The organism is Streptomyces sp. CB01580 (assembly GCF_001905795.1).
In the GTDB taxonomy this organism is placed as follows: domain Bacteria; phylum Actinomycetota; class Actinomycetes; order Streptomycetales; family Streptomycetaceae; genus Streptomyces.
The window spans coordinates 37,620-54,292 of sequence record NZ_LIXJ01000011.1; the positions used below are offsets into that span (position 1 = coordinate 37,620).

The window sequence follows — 16,673 nt, forward strand, 5'->3', positions numbered from 1 at the left end:
TATGGTCGCCACGCAACCAGCAACAGCACCAGTACCGGCACCAGCAACAGACGCTGACTACGAGGCGTATCAGACCGTCACCCAAGTCGTGAGCAAGGGATTTTCGGACGCCATCACGGCTATCCTCCAGAAGCTCAAGGACCCGAACACCTTCGCCACAGCAGTCAGGGACCTGGCCGAAACCCAAGGTATTGCACCGGCTGCAGTGGCCGACCCGATGGCCCTCTACAACGGATTCTGGACGCTGGCCAACGGCGTCGACACGGACTTCCGTTGGCGGAGCAGCTCCGGAGTCCCTATCCGCTCGCTTCTGATCGCGGATACCGTCAAACCCATCCAGCAGCCTGTCCCTCTATCCGATGGCGTTCACCCAACGTTCTCCATCGGAGTCAGCGCCTTCGGCGTCGGCATCGGCGTCAGCTGGTAAGTAACCGAAAGCGCCGCTCCCGGTGTCGCGTGATGGTAATTTTCGGATGCTTATTCGCGAGCTCCGGGATCACCCATCCGGCGACGGGCCGTATCGGCGAGACGGGGAATCAATTTCTCAAATGCCGGAAAGCTCGGTGCAGGTAAACTGCATGAATCCATGAAGCGATCCGGCCCCTGCGCTGTGGTTCAGGCACTGCGCACGGCGAGGGTTGATGAACGCAGGGGCTACGTGCTCTGCGCACGCACACGTATCCCTCCTTTGCGGCGCCGAACCTCCTCCCCCGCAGGGGAGGGGGTTCGGCGCCGTGGTCACTCGCGCGGTGGTCATTTGAAGTAGCCCCGCAATCCGGGTGGCCGCCCCTGTGGCAGGAAAGAACAGTCACCGTCATCGCCGCCGCATAGGCTTGCCTCAACCGAGCTGAAGGGTGGCCGCGATGTCCCATGCGTCCCAGCCCATGAAACTCTTCGTGGAAAACGGCCGCTTCGAGATCGACCCCACCGAGCCGGACGCGGACGAAAGCCCCGACATCCAACCGCCGCTCGGCGAGCCGGTCAACGGGCTCATCGCGGTCACCCGCAACGCCGCCGGCATCCATACCGGCATCAAGAAGGGCAACGTCCACCTCGAAGCCCGGCTCTGCAACGCCGAACCCGCTCTGGACGTCAGCGACTGGGACGAGGTGATCGACACCACCTTCACCTCCACCACCGGCCACGCCCTCATCGGCTCCTACGAGCACGCCCTCGACCTCAACGTCGCCCACCAGGGCCCCGGTTCCTACCGGCTGCGCCTGCACGCCAGAGGCCGCGACTCCGAGCCCGGCGTGAGCCGACGACGCAACTCCAAGCCCACCGAGCACTACCTGTTCCACATCTGGCCCGCCCCGGCCGCCCCCGAAACCGTGCACAAAGCCACCGACACCGTCGGCCACGCGCTGCGTACCCGGCTCGCGGCGATGAGCGAGCGAGGCGCGAAGTGGTCCCTGGACGACTGGGCCGGCCCGCTCACCGTCGCTGTCATCGACGGGACGTTCTCCCTGCGGGACCCCGAGGCGCAGACCATTCCGCGTCCGGCCGGGCTCGTCTCGACCGAGAAGGACTGGGCCCTGGTCACCACCAGGACATCGCCAGGCACCGTGACGGTCACCCTGCATCCCGCTGACCGGGACCCGCGGCCCGATCCGCTTCAGTGGGACGAAATCGAGCAAGCCGTCGTCCGTTCCACCACCGGTCACCTGGTCCTGTGCTCGACCGACGGCCCCACGAAGGAGTGCGAGGGGGCAGCCCTGCACGGCCCCCGTCAGTACGGCATACGCGTCCACGCCCGCCGAACGGCCAACGGCGAGGAGTATCTCGTCCAGACATGGGTGCACGGGAAAAAGTAGGCACCCATGGCCCACCTGCTCGGCCCCTGGCCCGTCCGCGTCGACGAAGGCCAGTTCTGCATCGCCCCAACCGACACCGTCGCCGAGATCCCGGAAGAACAACTCGAACGCGCCCTGGACCGCGCCTACGAGAACGTCGGCCTCTTCGACTCCCACAAGGACGTCGCATGCGTACTGACCGGCATCAACTGCGGTTCCGTCCTGCGCTCCGTGCTCCAGGCCGACACCGGCCCGGGCCCCAATACAGCGGCGCGTTCGCTCACGAGGCGTCCTTGGTGAAGCGGGGCCAAGAGGCTTCGCGCAGCAGGCGCAGGCCGTTGAGGCCGACGATGACGGTGGAGCCCTCGTGCCCGGCGACACCGAGCGGCAGGGGGAGGGTGCCGATCAGGTCCCAGGCCACCAGGACGGTGATGAACGCTCCGGCGATGGCCAGGTTCTGGATCACCAGGCGGCGGGCGGTGCGCGAGAGCTGCACGACGGAGGGGATGGTGGCCAGTTCGTCGCGGACGACGACGGCGTCGGCTGTCTCCAGGGCAAGGTCGGAGCCCGCCCGCCCCATGGCGATCCCGGAGTGCGCGGCGGCCAGGGCGGGGGCGTCGTTGACGCCGTCACCGACCACGAGCACCCGCCGCCCCTGGGCCTCCCATTCCTTGACGGCGGCGACCTTGTCCTGCGGCAGGAGTCCGGCGCGGACCTCGGTGATGCCGGCCTCGGTCGCCAGGCGCCGGGCGGCGCGCTTGTTGTCGCCGGTCAGCAGCACCGGCGCGCGGCCGGTCAGGCGGGTGAGGACGGCGACGGTGGCCACGGCGTCGGGCCGGAGCCGGTCCCCGATGCCGAGCACGCCCACGGGGATGCCGTCGCGCAGGACCACCACTGCGGTGCGACCGGCGTCCTCCAGTTCGGCCACTGCCTTTTGGTGCGGCTCGTGGGTGGCGCGGTCCAGGAGCCGGGCGGGCGCGCCGACCGTGACGGTGCGGCCGTCGACGGTGGCGGTGACGCCTTGGCCGGGCATGGAGGTGAAACCTCCCACGTCGGCCAGGGCGGCACCGCCGACGTCGCCGCCACCCTTCAGGCCCTCGCCACGCCCTCGCGGCTGCACATCCTGGCCCGACTCCAGGAAGGCCCGTGCTCGGTGAGCGACCTCGCCGACGCCGTCGGCATGGAAGCCTCCGCCTGCTCCCACCAGCTCCGCCTGCTGCGCAACCTCGGCCTGGTCGCCGGCGAACGCCACGGACGCTCGATCGTCTACGCCCTCTACGACAACCACGTCGCCGAACTCCTCGATCAGGCCCTCTATCACGTCGAGCACCTGCGCCTCGGCGTCCGCGACACTCCGGCCCGTGCGTCCGACCCGGCCACCCCCGGACAGTAGGCGCGCACCCCCTGGCCGGTGCCCCGTCCGGCCGGGGCAGTCGGACGGGCCAGGAACCGTGCCGCTCTCGTCAGTTGGGGGGCTGGTCCGCTGTGGCCTCGGGCCTCGTTGATGAGAGCTGAAGCGGTAGGCAAGATCGCTCCTGCCGGAGCGCCTGGTCGGCGGGGGCGATCCGGTCGACAAGGCCTGCACGCGGTATTCGAGCGTCATGGTGGGCAGCGGCAGCGGCGGCTTCCAGGACTTCCGGAGCGAGCTCGCGCCGTGCCGGGGGTTCACGGATCTGTCTCTGCCCCTGGGGCATTCACTTGACCGCACCCAGCCGAAGCCGCGTACCGGTGCGCCCGTCCGGCGCGGCGGGCGGGAGTCGCTGGACCCGGCGGCGGCGGCGCTCACCGCGCTGGTCGCCGAGCAGGCCTGTGCAGTCCCGGCCGCCGGCACGACGCTGCGCGAACGAGGGGCGGCCATCGCTCCGGACCTGGCCGGGCACGTTGCCGCCATCGGCTACGATGCGCCCGGCCCGGTGTCGATCGGGCGTTCTCCCGCTCGGCACCAACTCCTTGGCCGCGCCGGTTCTGCTGCGGACGGTGTGCCGTGGCGCTCGGGCCCTGGAGGTGACCGGGCGGATTCGGTGCACGCGCACCCGCCGGGGGCGTCGGTCAGCCGAGCGGCAGTTCCAGGACGGCTTCCTGGCCGGTCGGGGAGGTGAGCGGCGATGTCGGCAAGTGTCGCGTCGGTGATCGACGGGATGGGCTCTCCGCCTTCTGCAGCCGTACGAACCGCCCATCTTCTGCGTCCGGACGACCAGGACACCCGGCGGGGCGCCGTCCAGGCGGATCGAGGACCGGAGCGGAAACACCGAAACCGAAGGGCGGCCAGCCACACCCGATCGGATGGGAGAACCCCCGCCCACGGCCCCGGGCTGCGGCGTCCGCCGTGGACGGACCGGATCCTGCCGGTGGCCGTCTGCGCATAGGTCCTGTTCTGGAAGTGGTGCAGGACACGTCCTCGGGATCGGTAGGCGTCGTTGATCGTGTAGTCGGTGTTCGGCTGCCCGCTGTCGTGGAAAGGGGCGGGTGTCACGGGCTGTGGTCGCGCCCGTCCCGTGGGGCGAAGGCTGCGAGGGCGTCGGCGTCGGTCGCGCGAGCGTGCAGGAAGTAGTCGGCCCACTCGGCGATTTCGGGGTAGGAGGAGGCCCGGCTGAGCTGGGTGACTGCGGCCTCGATGTCGAAGTTCGTGGTGCGGAGTTCGACGCCAGGGCCCAGGAGGGCCCAGTGTGCTCCGGTTCGTCCGTAAGGCATCCCGATGCTGCCCGGGTTGATCACAAGGCGGCCGTGGGCCAGGCGGACGAACGGCATGTGGGTGTGGCCGCAGACCGCGGTGCGGACGTCGGTGTCGAGTCCGTTGAAGACTTCTTTCCAGCGGTCGAGGCGCGAATCGACCAATACGACCTCCTCGTCGTCACGAGGGGTGGCATGGCAGAACAGCACCTTCCCCAGGCCGCTCACGGGGAGGGAGAGTGACTGCGGCAACGAGCCGAGAAGGTCCAGGTGGTCCTCGCGAAGCTGTTCGGCTGCCCAGGGGGCGATCGGATCGGGGATGGTGTCGCGTTGTCCCCGGCGGTATTCCAGGAGTTCGCGGTCGGCGTTGCCGCTGATCCAGATGACGTGGTCGCCGAGGCTGGTCAGCAGGTCGAGAACCTGGGTCGGTTGCGGGCCGGCGGTGATGTCGCCGGTGAGCACGATGCGGTCGGCGGCGCGCACGTCTGGCTCGGCGAGCACGGCCTCCAAGGCCGGCAGGACTCCGTGAATGTCGGACAGGACGGCTACTCGGTTCAGCATGGTCACCACTGTGGGGTGAAGGCAGCCGAGAGAGGCGACCGTTCGCCGGGCGCGTAGCTCAAGGCGGGGCCGTTTCAGCGTGTGTGCTCGCCGGGTGCGTAGCTCTTCCAGGGGGCGCCTGCATCGATCGTGATCCGGGTGGTGCTCTTGTCGTGGTAGCCCAGTGCCTGGGCGATGACGGGGCCGGGACCAGCAAGGAACGCCTCTGCGCCCACTTCCGCGTCCACGCTGTTCCTTGACCGCCCAGTAGCCGAGTTCGTAGACGCCCGGACTGATGACGAACAGGCAGTGCGAACCGACCAGGGCGCCACTGTCCCACGGAAGGCGCCGAGGGTGTGGTTCTTGTCCGTGGCCCGGCCCGCGGGCAGTTCCTCGCCGATGCGCTTCTCCGCGTCCGCACGCCGGTACGGCACCGGCGTATAGAACTGAATGTCCTCGTCCTGGCAGGTTTCGTACACCGCATCCACGTCGGCAGGTGTGAAGGCCCGCAGCACCAGACGGCCGGTCTCAAGAGTCACCCGATCCATTGCGGCGGTATGAACACCACCAGCAAGCGGCGGCCAGCGAATATCCCGATCGAGCACCGCCCATCACAACACCCCGGGCTCATCAACGGTCGTCGCAGCACCCCGGATCAGCTGTCCCCGAGACGGAGCTACGCCCACCATCGATCGCGGACCGAGCCGTTGGCGCGCCCCACTCACGGCCCAGGGCCGGCCGCCCCGGTACTCCGCCGTTGAACCGTGCAGGGCCCGTCACCCGGGAAGGGCGAAGATCTGCATCACGTTGTCGCAGGTCGAGTATCACCTTCTGTGCCGCGTGGTTCGTTCGGTGTCGGACACCGAACGAATGAAGGCGATCGTGCGTGAACGCAAGCCTTCGCGGCGTGCCTCGATGTGGTCGTCGACCGGGGGATCGAATCCTTGGCGGATCGGCTTGGCGTTCACCTTGACCGCACAGTCGAGATCGGTGCACAGGAGAAGACCGAGCGCGTTCAGGCGTTCGCGTTTGTCGCGTGATGGGCGTCGAGCGGTGAACAGCGAAACCTCGTTGAACCGGCGGGAGGACCGGCACAGGTCGCACATCACCGCGCGCGATCCGAGTGCGGCATCGTTCGGCGCCTGCCTCAGCAGCACTCCCAACGCCTGGCCGTCGGCCTCGGTGACGAGGTAGGCGAGCTTCGGAGCGCGCAGGTCCCGCCACCCGAGGTAGTCGATCCGGTGCCACCGGACGTCGTCGAACCAGACGGGAAGTCGGACCCTCTTTGCGGCGGGGTCCCGGTTCACGATCGCGCCGCGAACCTCTTCCCTGGTCATGGGGCGCATTGCTTCTCCTGACGAGCTGAAGGAATCGTGGACGTGGAGACGTCGGTGTGTTCTGTCACACGACGCAGGAAGGTGGGGCTCGGCGCGCTGAACTCGCCGCAGGACAGGCACCGGTGAAGGAGCACGACGGCGGTGGCGGCGTCTCGTCGGCTGTCGCGGGTGGCAGCGGTCACGGCATCGGCGGGGGTCTGCCGGTGGCCCTGGTGCGCGCGTTCCCCCGTTGGGATCCGAGGTCCGGGAGGAATCGTGGCGTCCTACGACCGCACATCTACGACGTGGGCGTCCTGGCGGGCCGTTCGTTGGCATTTTCTTGGCCGCCGTGTCCTGTCGTGTGCTCCGGCTCCGCTGCTGGGACCACCACGGAGCCGGGCTGTTCGGCGTTGCGGAGCAGGGAGGCGATCAGAATGGCTCCGCCCGCCGTCACTACGACGCTGGCGACCGCGGCGATCCGCATCTCGTGGCTGAAGGCATCGAAGGCCACCTTGCGCAGAGCCTCTGCGGTCTGATGCGGCAGGGTCGCTGCGGTGTCGGCGGCGCCGCCGAGGGTTTCCGTTGCCGCTGCCCGTTGCCCGGGGGTGAGGCCTGCGGGGGCCTGCGACTCCGTCTGCGAGCGGTAGACGGCAGTGCCGATGCTGCCCAGGACCGCAATGCCGAGCGCACCGCCGAACTCGGCGGAGGTCTCCGCCAGTGCCGAGGCCGCCCCGGCTCGCTCCGGCGGTGCGGCGGAAAGGATCACCTCTGTGACCACGGCGGACACGCCCCCGATGCCGACGGAGACCACAGCCAGGGCGCTCACCAGGTGCATGATGCCCGAGTCGGTCCGGATCAGTGCGAGGGCGATGTAGCCGGCTGCTGCCACCGCCAGCCCGGCGGTCATCACGTTCGGCTTGCCGATGCGCGGCGCCATCGCCGTGGCCAGGGCAATGCCCACAGGCATCACGAGAAAGGTGGGCAGGGACCACAGGGCCGACTCGAACGGCCCCATTCCCAGGACGATCTGCATGAACTGCCAGTTGAACAAAGAGAATCCGATCATCGCGAAGGTCGCCAGGGCGTCGATGAGCAGCGGCACGTTGAACCGACTGGTGCGGAACAGCGCGAGGTCGATCATCGGATGGGCGGCCGTGCGCTGACGGCGGACGAACAGGGTTCCGGCGCTCAGCCCGGCGGCCACGCACACAGCCCCGGTCCAGCCGAAGCCGTGTCCCGCCGTCGTCTTGAGGCCGTAGATCACGGCGAGGACGGCTGCCAGGGACAGCAGGGCGCCGGGCAGGTCGAAGCGTCCCGGCTCGGGGTCTCGGTACTCGGGCAGCAGCAGTGGTCCGAGAACCACCAGCAGGATCATCACGGGGACGTTGATCAGGAAGACCGAGCCCCACCAGAAGTGCTCAAGGAGCAGACCGCCGATGATCGGGCCGACGACGGCGCCGCCGGCGAAACCGGCCGTCCAGATGCCAACGGCAGTGGCCCTCTGCCGTTCGTCGAGGAACATGTTCCGGATCAGGGAGAGGGTGGAGGGGGCCAGCGAGGCTCCGGCGATGCCCATGAGGGCGCGGGTCGCGATGAGCATTTCGGGGCCGGTCGAGTAGGCAGCCAGGACCGAGGCGAGGCCGAAGGCCGCGGCGCCGGTCAGTAGTACCCGCCGTCGCCCGATCCGGTCTCCGAGAGTGCCCATCGTGATGAGCAGACCAGCCAGCAGGAACCCGTAGGAATCCATGATCCACAGCAGTTGCGAACTGCTGGGCTGAAGGTCGGCCGACAGCGACGGGAGCGTGACGAACATGACGGACATGTCCATGGAGGCCAAGACGCACGGCAGTACCAGGACAGCGAGTCCGGTCCATTGCCGGGTGCCGGCTCTCTTGCTTCCTTGCGTCATGTCCATCACTCGTGCTCCCTCGGCCGACAGCCTTGGCGGAATCAGCCGGATCAGTTACGTCACTTCGTGCGTACTTAGTACGCGTCACGGTGTACAGCATACGCACGCGGTTGCCCTCTACGGCAAATATGATTTGGAAGCCGGTAAGAACCCTTGGAGGCCGTTCGCCTTGCTGGCGAGTTAGGATTTCGTCACGAATGCAGGGTGTGGCGAAAAGGAGTGCGGTGATGCCGGAGCAGATGGTCTGCGCGGCCTGTGGGAAAGATCTGGCGCCTGCGGATCGGGGGCGGCCGCGACGCTTCTGCTCCCATGCCTGCCGGGCGCGCGCGTACCGTGCGCGGAAGACAGAAGCACCGACGGAGGCAGGCAGTACGGAGAACAGTGCCCTGGAAGGCGAGGCCGGCGCACCCCATCTCACCGCCGGGCGCATCACGCGGGCCGGGATCGCCATCGCGGACGCGGAGGGTCTCGACGCGCTGTCCATGCGACGGGTCGCCACCGACCTCGGCGCGAGCACCATGGCCCTGTACCGACACGTCGCATCCAAGGACGACCTAGTGGCCCTGATGGTGGAAACAGCGCTGACCGACGCCCCGCTGCCCGACACGCCGCCGCAGGACTGGCGACACGGCCTCGAACGGGCCGCCCACCGCGACTGGGAGCTGTACCACCGTCATCCGTGGATCCTGTCGAAGGTCCTCGTGACGACCCGCACGCACTCCAGCCGGGCACTCGCCGCGGACAGCGAGAGCACCTTCGCCGTATTCGACGGGCTCGGCCTCGAACCCGCCGACGCCTTCCGTTACATGTTCATGTTCGCTTCCTACGTCCAAGGGGTGGCCCTGACCTACGTCAGCGACGTGGAGGCGGAACGGCAGGCTCGACGTACCGACCGGCGCCCGGCGAACGCCACGGACGATGCACGCGGTTCGCTCTACGAGCCCGGCGCGTACCCACGACTCGGCCGCGCGATGCGCGCGGGCGCCGACCCTTGGGACCTCGACGCCCTCTTCCTCTCGGGCCTCACGGGCGTCCTGGACGGCATCGCCGCCGACCTCGCACGGCGCGGCATCGGGTAGAGGGCAGAGCCTTACCCGCCCGCGGACGAAGGCCGGGATTCACCCGCCCGGACGACGCTGCGCCGGGATGTGCAGCGCGCCATGACACCCGTCCGGCGCCCCGGGAGAAGACGGTCGGACAGACGTGGAAGGGGCTCGGATCCGCATCGGATCCGAGCCCCTTCCACGGTCCTGAAGACCCCGCCCGTTCATCAGGGGATGCCGAGGGCGTCGAGGTCCGCGCGCCACTGTTCGGGGAGCTTCGCGACCCGTTTGCGGACGTTGTCGAGCCACGTGCCGAGCTTGACGACCACGGCCTCCAGGCGTTCGACGTGCTCGCGGGGCACTCTGAGGTGCCCTTCACGGGTGTGGAACTGGCGGGCTGCCTCCAGGTTCGCGGCCCACTTGTCGTCCCGTGTCCGCTTCACAGGCCGTTCGTCCCGTCCGGCCGGCGCGAGCCCGAGGGTGTTCTCCAACAGCCACTGCTGTGCGGGCAGGAGCCGTTCCCACCGGTGCCGCTGCGCGGTCACCCACCGTCCGAGGTCTTCGCCCTGGACGACGACGGTGCCCGCGGCCGTGAGGAGCGTTCCGTCGGCCTGAAGGCGGTTGTGGACGAGGCGGTAGCAGCGCTGCCACGTCGTGCCCCAGGCCGGGCACCACCCGGGGCGATCGCGTCGAGTTCGTCCCGCCACGCCCGGGTCGTCGCTCCGGCCGCCGACGATACGGGGCGGCCCGCCGCACGCAGCTCCTCGTTCTCCCGCGCTCCCCGGTGGTGCTGGACGAGTTGGTGGAGGCGGTCGACGACGACGCCTTCGATCCGCAGCGTGACGCAGTGGTTGTTCTCGACCTCTCAGGGCGAGCGGTCGCCTTCGGCTCCACCACCACATCGGCGAGCCGGGGAACCGTGGTCCGGGTCGACCTGGACACCACTGTGCCCCCCGGCCGCAGCAGCGAGGGCATAGGGCACGCACTGCCGGCCCGGCAGGAGGACTGCGGCCTGTAATACCTCGGGGCCAGGGAGTCTGCCCGGCCAGGCCGGCTCGTCGCCGACGCACGGGAGGAGGCCACCCCCCATCATCGGCCTCCTGCGGACCCACGGCTATGAGCCGACCCGCTGGTGGCCCGAACGCGAACTGACGGTACGCACCGCGACCAGCAATCTCTCGTCTCGGCGATGCCTGGAGCGCAGCGGCTTCAAGCAGACAGGGTTCAACGTTGACCGCACACCCTCCGGCGAACACATTGAACTCGCCCACTGTCAGCGGCGCCTGAAGTAGATCGCGCATCGCAGAAGACACTGCGCGGCCGGATGTCGGCCTACCGTCTCCATACCGCCCGCTGGCCCCTGACCGACCTCGATCCCACCCGCCGCCCGCCAACCACCGCCCCGGCCGTCTCCCCTGCCGGGCGAGCCCGCCTGGCGCGTGATCCCCTCGTGGGCGATGGTGGCGCCTGGGACGGCTTGCTGCCGTGCGGTTCATGGCCGAACGGGCCGGCTCGCGCCCCGCGCAGATCGACAGCACGCATACGGTGCCGGTCTCACAGCCCCAGGCTGCCACCACCTCCTGAAGGGATCAGCCATGTCGAACTTCTCCCCGTACCTGGAGCGCAACCAGGCTTTCGCTGCCTCCGGTGCCCAGGCCGACGTCCCCCGGATCCCCTTCGTCCCCTTCAAGCAGCTGTACCTGATCATCTGCATCGATCCTCGCGTGGAGCCCGCGGCCGTGCTGGGCGTCCGGCTCGGAGAAGCGATCGTCGCACGCAACGTCGGAGGCCGCGTGACGCCGGCGATCATCAAGGACCTTGCCTGGATCGTGCACCTGCACGAGAACAAGACGCCCGACGCGGACTGGTTCGAGATCGCCGTCATCCACCACACCGACTGCGGCTCGGGATTTCTCGCCGACGACGGTCTACGCGCCGGCTACGCCGCCCGCGGCGGCTGGGACGAACAGACCTCCTCGGAGATGGCCGTCCTGGAGCCGTCCAAGACGGTCCAGAAGGACATCGCCAAGTTGCGCGCGGCACCCGAGCTCGCGTCGGCCATCGGCAACATCAAGATCGGCGGCTACACGTACGACCTCGCGACCGGGAGGATCACCACCGTCGTTCAGCCCGGCTGAGCAGGACACGGTCGGCCCCGGCAGTCCCGGCCGGCGCCGAGACGGAAGCAACTGCGCCCGGTTTCCAGCCGTCGTGCCCCCACCGCCCGCACCGCCGTGCGTATTCATCCGCACGGCGGTGCGGCCACCGCGGTGAGCACCGCAGCACCACCGTCCGCATGCTCACCACGATGCTCCGCCCATCCCGCGGAACCGCTCAGAAATTCAGGTCGCGTCGCCGATGCATGCGTCCATTCTTGTTGAGCTCGATGACTGTGTCGATCCCGATCCGCTCGAGGAACGCGAAGTCATGGCTGACGATGAGGAGCGCACCGCGGTAGACGTCGAGCGCTTCCGCGAGTTGCTCGACACTGGTGATGTCAAGATTGTTGGTGGGCTCGTCGAGAACCAGCAACTGGGCGGGGGGTTCGGACAGGAGAAGTTTCGCGAGGGAGACACGGAACCGCTCCCCACCCGAAAGGGTGCCGACGGGACGGTCGGCGCCGGCTCCGCGGAGCAGCAGCCGGGCAAGTTGGTTGCGAATCGTCCCGGCCGGCGTTCCGGGAGCAACGGCCTGCACGTTCGTCAGAGCGCTCGCGTCCTCGTCGAGCCCGTCCAGCCGCTGCGGCAGGTATCCCACGAGGTTCGTCAGGAGACGACCATGTGGCCGCCCAGGAGCCTGAGCCGCACCATGGACGAGTTGCTCAATGAGCGTCGACTTTCCGGACCCGTTCGCCCCCACAAGTGCGACTCGCTCCGGCCCCTGGATCACGATGGTGCGGTCTTCGTCGTACAACTCGGCGATGCGACGCCCACGCGGCACGTCGGGATCGGGAAGGGCGAGGTTGATGTGCTGCTCCTCGCGGACACGGGCACCAGCGGCGTCAACTGTGGCCTGTGCTGCCTGAACCTTGTCGTCGAGGGTGGAGCGCAACGACCCGGCAGATGCTTGGGCCTTGCTGGCCCGGTTGCCCGCCAGAATCCTCGGGATGCCCCCATCCTTCTGGGTCTTCCTGGCAGTACGCTCTCTGCGTGCCAATTTTGTCTCGGCCTCGATGCGCTGACGCTTCTCGACTTTGAGTGCCTGCTGAGCCGATCGGGCTGCCTGCACGGCAGCGGCCTGGTCTTGTTCCATGTGCTCCTTCCACGCGCTGTATGGACCCCCGAACGTGTTGAGGTCTCCGCCGTAGAGCTCGGTGGTGCTCTCCATGTGCTCCAGAAGTTCGAGATCGTGGCTCACGACAACGAGCGTGCCGGGCCATTCGTCGACGAACTCCGCGAGCTTGGCACGGGTGGTCCGGTCCAGATTGTTGGTGGGCTCATCGAGCAATGTGATCGGCGTGCGGCGGATGCGCAGACCTGTCATGGCGATGAGCATCGCCTCTCCGCCGGAGACCTCGGCAACGCGGCGATCGAGGTCGCCGGCGGTAAAGCCAATCCGGTGCAGGGCTTCATCGGCTCGCGCCTCGATGTCCCAGTCGTCGCCGATCGTGTCGAAGTGCCGCTCGTCGACATCGCCGGCTTCGATCGCCCTCATCGCGGCGATGATGTCGTCGATGCCGAGGAGCCCAGCAATGGTCGTCTCCTTCCGAAGAGTCAGTGTCTGCGGCAGATAGCCGACCTCGCCGATCGTTTCGACGTGGCCGGAGGTCGGGGACAAGACGCCTGCGATCAGCCGTAGCAGTGTTGATTTTCCGGCGCCGTTGCGGCCGATCAGGCCAGTGCGACCGGTTGAGAACGTGCCGTTCACGTCCGAGAGCGCGGTACTGCCATCGGGCCACTCGAATGTCAGGTCACGAAGGGTGATGGCGGACTTGCTGAACATGGTTGGTGGTTCTCTGCTTTCTTCCCGTCAACACGAGACGGGAGAATCGGGATCGGTTCGGTGTCGACTGGTGCGACGCGTCGCGAATTGATCACGAGGTATTCGGCGTGGAGCTGACCACAGGCGGCATCGATGGTGGTGCCGAGTTGACGTCGCCTGGTCGCGTTCCGCGCGAGCGGGAAGCGTTCTTCCAGCGGGATCACGCGCCCGTTCCTGCGAGAACGGCGAGTGCACGGACAACGTCGGCGCTCCCGCCTCGATGAGGTGATCGCGAATCCGTATCCAGCGGCTGCGCGCTGTCAGAATGGTGCTCATGTGTCACCGTCCGCAGGCAGGACCTCGCGACCGCGGTAGAAGCCGCAGTGCTGGCAGGCGCGGTGCGGTGGCGTCAGCTTTCCGCAGGCGGAGTTCGTGCAGGGAGTGAGAACCGGTGCGCTCACCTTCCAGTGCGCGCGACGGTGACGAGTGCGGGAGCGGGACGTGCGGTGCTGCATGGCAATGGTCTTCCGTGAGTGGTTGCAAAATTCAGCAGAGCTGATGGGCAACCGACCACAGTCCAAGCGTCAGTGCGGTAATGGAGCCGATGCGGGGTCGAGAGACCTGACAGCATGCCCCGTGGTGGGGATGCAGGTCGGATACGGCGAGAACCAAAGAAATGGCGAGGCCGACATCACGTGCGCTCGCGAGCACAGACTATTGACCGAGGTCGGTACAGTGCGAACGTGTCGGCGCAGCTCAGCAGGAAGACCAGCCGGATGAACGGGCGGATCAACTGCTCTGTCAGAGGGAGTGACAGATATCACAGGTAAGGGAGCAGTGCTCCCGCGCGTGATGGCCACCGGCAGTTCGGTGGCTAGATTCTGTCGACCTCAATCAGCATGCCTTCATGCTAACAGCCCTGTGGGCCGACGCTGCTTTGAGCCTCGACAAGGGACGTGGCCGAGGCAGACGACCTGCCCTCACTGTTGCCGCGTCACCCGACCGGGACTTCCCTGATCAGCACGCGACATGTGTCAGCGCGATGAGTCCATGGCAGCGAGGGGCATGCCGTGGCCGCCTCCGCAGGGGCGGCGCAAGCACCTTGAGGCGCGGTGGGGGCGAAGGCCCGCGCCCGCTGCGTCCGTCGGCTGATGAGGGACAGGCCTCGCTGTTCTGACGCGCTCCCGTACATGGCAGAAGGGCCGTCGCCGGCCGCGCCCATCGGCGGGCCCCGCTGAAGCGGTGAGGCCGTGGCTGGGGGAGACCGTGGTCTTGGCTGTGCTGCACCGTGACGTCGCCGGCCGTCTGCTGGGTGAGGCGTTCCGGGGCGGCGGCCAGGGGTTCTCGTCGGCGAGGGTGGTGAGGTATTTCTCGGCCTGGCCGAGGAGGGCGAGCAGCGTTGCAGACCTTAGGGTTGCGCAGCCAAGCGGTCAGCCACCCACTGTCCACGCGGCGGATCGCTGCCGGTGTCTGGCAACCGGTCAGCAGCCTCTGGTGCAGATCCCGGTCTCCCAGGCCCAGGCGGCGATTTCGACGCGGTTGCGGGCGGTGAGTTTGCGCTGGATATTGCCGAGGTGCGTCTTGACCGTGGACAGGGTCACGTAGAGCTCGGCGGCGACTTCTTCGTTGGTGAATCCGTGAGCCACAAGGCGTACGACGTCGACTTCGCGCTGGGTCAGAGGTTCGGGGAGCCGGGACATTCTGCGCCTCGTGGAGGTGCGTCTTGAGCCGGAGGCTTTCGGCGCAGGCAGTGTCATGTGCTCAAGGAGCCGGACGGTGATGGACGGGGAGATCAGGGAGTTGCCTGCGGCCGCTGCTCGTACGGCTTCGGGAAGCAGGGCAGGGGCTCCGTCTTTGAGGAGGAAGCCGCAGGCGCCATTGCGCAGGGCGCGATAGACGTACTCGTCGTCGTCGAAGGTAGTGGCGATGAGGACGTTCAGCGGGTCGGTGACGCCGGGCCCGGCCAGCAGCCGTGTCGCTTCGAGGCCGTCCCGTTCCGGCATCCGGATGTCGAGCAGGCATACGTCCGGACGGAGTCGGAGTGCCGTTTCGACGGCGGCGGCGCCGTCGGCCGCCTCGGCGACGACTTCCAAGTCCGGTTGCGAGTCCAGGATCATGCGGAACGCGCACCGGACCATCTCGTGGTCGTCCGCGATCAGGACCCGGATTGTCATGAGTTCATGATTACAGGTCGCGGCAGAGGCGAGCGTCGTGCGGGGAGGGGGAGGTCAGCGACTACCTGCCATCCCACGTGGTCGATACGCCGTCCTGCGGAGACGCGGCCGCCGACCGCTTCGACCCGCTCGGTCAGGCCCAGGAGGCCGTATCCCTCACTGCCCGTCTTCCGGCTGTGCTGCGATGCGTTGCTCCGGCCGTCGTCGCGCACCTCCACCTCCAGCCGCTCGGGGTCGCCGGGCCGCACGTGAACGTCTACCGTGACCTGACCGACATGGTCGGCGTGTTTGCGGATATTGGTGAGGGATTCGCGTACGACGCAGTGAATTGCGGTAGTGAGCTCGGGCGGGAAGCAGTAGTCGGCGAGCCGCGCGTCGAGGGACAGGGCGGCAGGTGAGCCGGCCCGGGAGAACTCTTCGGTGAGATCCCGCAATCGGGTCAGGTCGCCCACAGGACCGGTGGCGACCGAAACCACGGGATCACGCAGGACCGAGACCATGCCGCGCATGGACTCCATCGTCTGCATCCCCGCCTCCTCGATCCGGGCGAAGGTCTTGTCCAGCTCCTCAGGGCTCGGCGCGTGTCCCGCCTCGGAGGCAAAGCGCACGGCTCTGGCTTGAGCGACGATCGCGGTGACATGGTGGGCCACGAAGTCGTGCAGGTCACGGGCGTATTCCAGACGCTGGGCCTGCCGGTCGGCCGCCCTCTCGCGATCGCGCAGCGTATCGGCGAGGCGTAGATACAGGCCCAGTGCGACCATCAGCACCATGGCCAACAGGATCCCCGGTTCCAGGTAGGCGGACACATGGGAATACTCCTGCTCCGGAAGCCGCAGGGGCAGCAGAATTGCTGCGAAGGCCGCCCCGGCCGCCGGCGTGACCGCCCGCAGTGGCGGGTACTGACGCACGGCGCGGGTGATCACCAGCAGCAACGCGGCCAGCTCGGTCAGTCCCGGGGTGACCTCGGGCCGGTGGGTCAGCTGCATGCTGACCACGGACAGTGCGCAGGACATGACCACGGCAGCGGCTGCGGTCAGGGGGAAGCGTGCCGGGGGCACGAGCAGTGCTGCCACGCATACAACTCCGCTCGCGACGGTGGCCGCGGTCGTCGGTGCGTAGCCGGTCGCGAGTCCCTCGGCGACGAGCAGGGCGAGCACGAGGACACCCGCCAGACCGAGCAGGAACTGCTGGGTTCGGGTACAGGCGCGAAAGGCATGGATCACAGCATCCAACGTACTGCCGCACCGGATACCGCCGTCCCGGCCATTCGGCCGACATCCGGCACCTGACGGTTTCGGTCTTCCGGT

Annotated in this window: 16 protein-coding genes and 1 pseudogene; 7 read left to right on the forward strand and 10 right to left on the reverse strand. The window is 68.2% G+C overall.

All coding sequences use genetic code 11. The features are described 5' to 3' along the window. Position 1: 1 nt before the first annotated feature. The 3 genes from AMK22_RS17555 to AMK22_RS17565 all read left to right on the forward strand — a co-directional run bounded on the left by AMK22_RS17555 (position 2) and on the right by AMK22_RS17565 (position 2,093). A complete protein-coding gene (locus AMK22_RS17555) occupies positions 2 to 427 on the forward strand; it encodes a hypothetical protein (RefSeq protein WP_143203576.1) in 426 nt (141 codons plus the stop codon). Between the two features lie 436 nt (positions 428 to 863). Further along, positions 864 to 1,814, forward strand: coding sequence for a hypothetical protein (locus AMK22_RS17560; protein WP_143203577.1), 951 nt, complete (start codon positions 864 to 866; stop codon positions 1,812 to 1,814). A 6-nt stretch (positions 1,815 to 1,820) separates the two neighbouring features. Next, entirely contained in the window at positions 1,821 to 2,093 is a 273-nt protein-coding gene (locus tag AMK22_RS17565; protein WP_073786086.1) for a hypothetical protein, read from the forward strand. Here AMK22_RS17565 and AMK22_RS17570 read toward each other — a convergent pair. Further along, positions 2,074 to 2,862, reverse strand: a pseudogene (locus AMK22_RS17570) (HAD-IC family P-type ATPase); the annotation flags it as partial. The gene AMK22_RS17565 and the pseudogene AMK22_RS17570 sit on opposite strands and share 20 nt — an antisense overlap. Here AMK22_RS17570 and AMK22_RS17575 point away from each other — a divergent pair. Continuing rightward, positions 2,815 to 3,186 (forward strand): ArsR/SmtB family transcription factor, encoded by a 372-nt coding sequence (locus AMK22_RS17575; RefSeq protein WP_073786402.1) that lies wholly within the window; start codon positions 2,815 to 2,817, stop codon positions 3,184 to 3,186. The pseudogene AMK22_RS17570 and the gene AMK22_RS17575 overlap by 48 nt on opposite strands. 1,076 nt (positions 3,187 to 4,262) lie before the next feature. On the opposite strand, the gene AMK22_RS17580 is transcribed toward AMK22_RS17575, so the two are convergent. The 4 genes from AMK22_RS17580 to AMK22_RS17595 all read right to left on the reverse strand — a co-directional run bounded on the left by AMK22_RS17580 (position 4,263) and on the right by AMK22_RS17595 (position 8,228). After that, positions 4,263 to 5,024: a metallophosphoesterase family protein gene (locus AMK22_RS17580; protein WP_073786404.1), complete on the reverse strand. Its 762-nt coding sequence runs from the start codon at positions 5,022 to 5,024 to the stop codon at positions 4,263 to 4,265. Positions 5,025 to 5,098: 74 nt separating this feature from the next. Beyond that, positions 5,099 to 5,608, reverse strand: a complete 510-nt coding sequence (locus AMK22_RS40935) for a GNAT family N-acetyltransferase (protein WP_242434015.1) — start codon at positions 5,606 to 5,608, stop codon at positions 5,099 to 5,101. A gap of 219 nt (positions 5,609 to 5,827) precedes the next feature. Further along, positions 5,828 to 6,349 (reverse strand): FBP domain-containing protein, encoded by a 522-nt coding sequence (locus AMK22_RS17590; protein ID WP_073786088.1) that lies wholly within the window; start codon positions 6,347 to 6,349, stop codon positions 5,828 to 5,830. A gap of 268 nt (positions 6,350 to 6,617) precedes the next feature. After that, positions 6,618 to 8,228, reverse strand: coding sequence for an MFS transporter (locus AMK22_RS17595; RefSeq protein WP_242434017.1), 1,611 nt, complete (start codon positions 8,226 to 8,228; stop codon positions 6,618 to 6,620). A gap of 227 nt (positions 8,229 to 8,455) precedes the next feature. Here AMK22_RS17595 and AMK22_RS17600 point away from each other — a divergent pair, with 227 nt between their 5' ends. Then, positions 8,456 to 9,307: a TetR/AcrR family transcriptional regulator gene (locus AMK22_RS17600; RefSeq protein WP_073786092.1), complete on the forward strand. Its 852-nt coding sequence runs from the start codon at positions 8,456 to 8,458 to the stop codon at positions 9,305 to 9,307. A 191-nt stretch (positions 9,308 to 9,498) separates the two neighbouring features. Here the strand turns inward: AMK22_RS17600 and AMK22_RS17605 are convergent, their stop codons facing one another. After that, the gene (locus AMK22_RS17605) at positions 9,499 to 9,978 is read right to left on the reverse strand and encodes a helicase associated domain-containing protein (RefSeq protein WP_073786094.1); all 480 of its coding nucleotides are present in this window, start codon (positions 9,976 to 9,978) and stop codon (positions 9,499 to 9,501) included. 80 nt (positions 9,979 to 10,058) lie between these two features. On the opposite strand from AMK22_RS17605, the gene AMK22_RS40095 reads away from it, so the two are divergent. Beyond that, on the forward strand, positions 10,059 to 10,289 hold the full coding sequence (locus tag AMK22_RS40095; RefSeq protein WP_073786095.1) for a hypothetical protein: 231 nt from the start codon (positions 10,059 to 10,061) through the stop codon (positions 10,287 to 10,289). A 577-nt stretch (positions 10,290 to 10,866) separates the two neighbouring features. Beyond that, the gene (locus AMK22_RS17615) at positions 10,867 to 11,409 is read left to right on the forward strand and encodes a carbonic anhydrase (RefSeq protein ID WP_073786097.1); all 543 of its coding nucleotides are present in this window, start codon (positions 10,867 to 10,869) and stop codon (positions 11,407 to 11,409) included. 196 nt (positions 11,410 to 11,605) lie between these two features. Here AMK22_RS17615 and AMK22_RS17620 read toward each other — a convergent pair whose 3' ends face one another. The 4 genes from AMK22_RS17620 to AMK22_RS17640 form a co-directional block, all read right to left on the reverse strand. Further along, a complete protein-coding gene (locus AMK22_RS17620; RefSeq protein WP_073786099.1) occupies positions 11,606 to 13,213 on the reverse strand; it encodes an ABC-F family ATP-binding cassette domain-containing protein in 1,608 nt (535 codons plus the stop codon). 311 nt (positions 13,214 to 13,524) lie between these two features. Next, positions 13,525 to 13,707 carry a 50S ribosomal protein L32 gene (rpmF, locus tag AMK22_RS17625; RefSeq protein WP_073786101.1) on the reverse strand — a complete coding sequence of 61 codons (183 nt, stop codon included), beginning with the start codon at positions 13,705 to 13,707 and terminating at the stop codon, positions 13,525 to 13,527. 966 nt (positions 13,708 to 14,673) lie between these two features. Next, a complete protein-coding gene (locus AMK22_RS17635) occupies positions 14,674 to 15,366 on the reverse strand; it encodes a response regulator (protein WP_073786105.1) in 693 nt (230 codons plus the stop codon). Beyond that, positions 15,363 to 16,523, reverse strand: a complete 1,161-nt coding sequence (locus tag AMK22_RS17640; RefSeq protein ID WP_242434018.1) for a sensor histidine kinase — start codon at positions 16,521 to 16,523, stop codon at positions 15,363 to 15,365. The genes AMK22_RS17635 and AMK22_RS17640 overlap by 4 nt, the downstream gene beginning before the upstream one ends. Between the last annotated feature and the right edge of the window lie 150 nt (positions 16,524 to 16,673).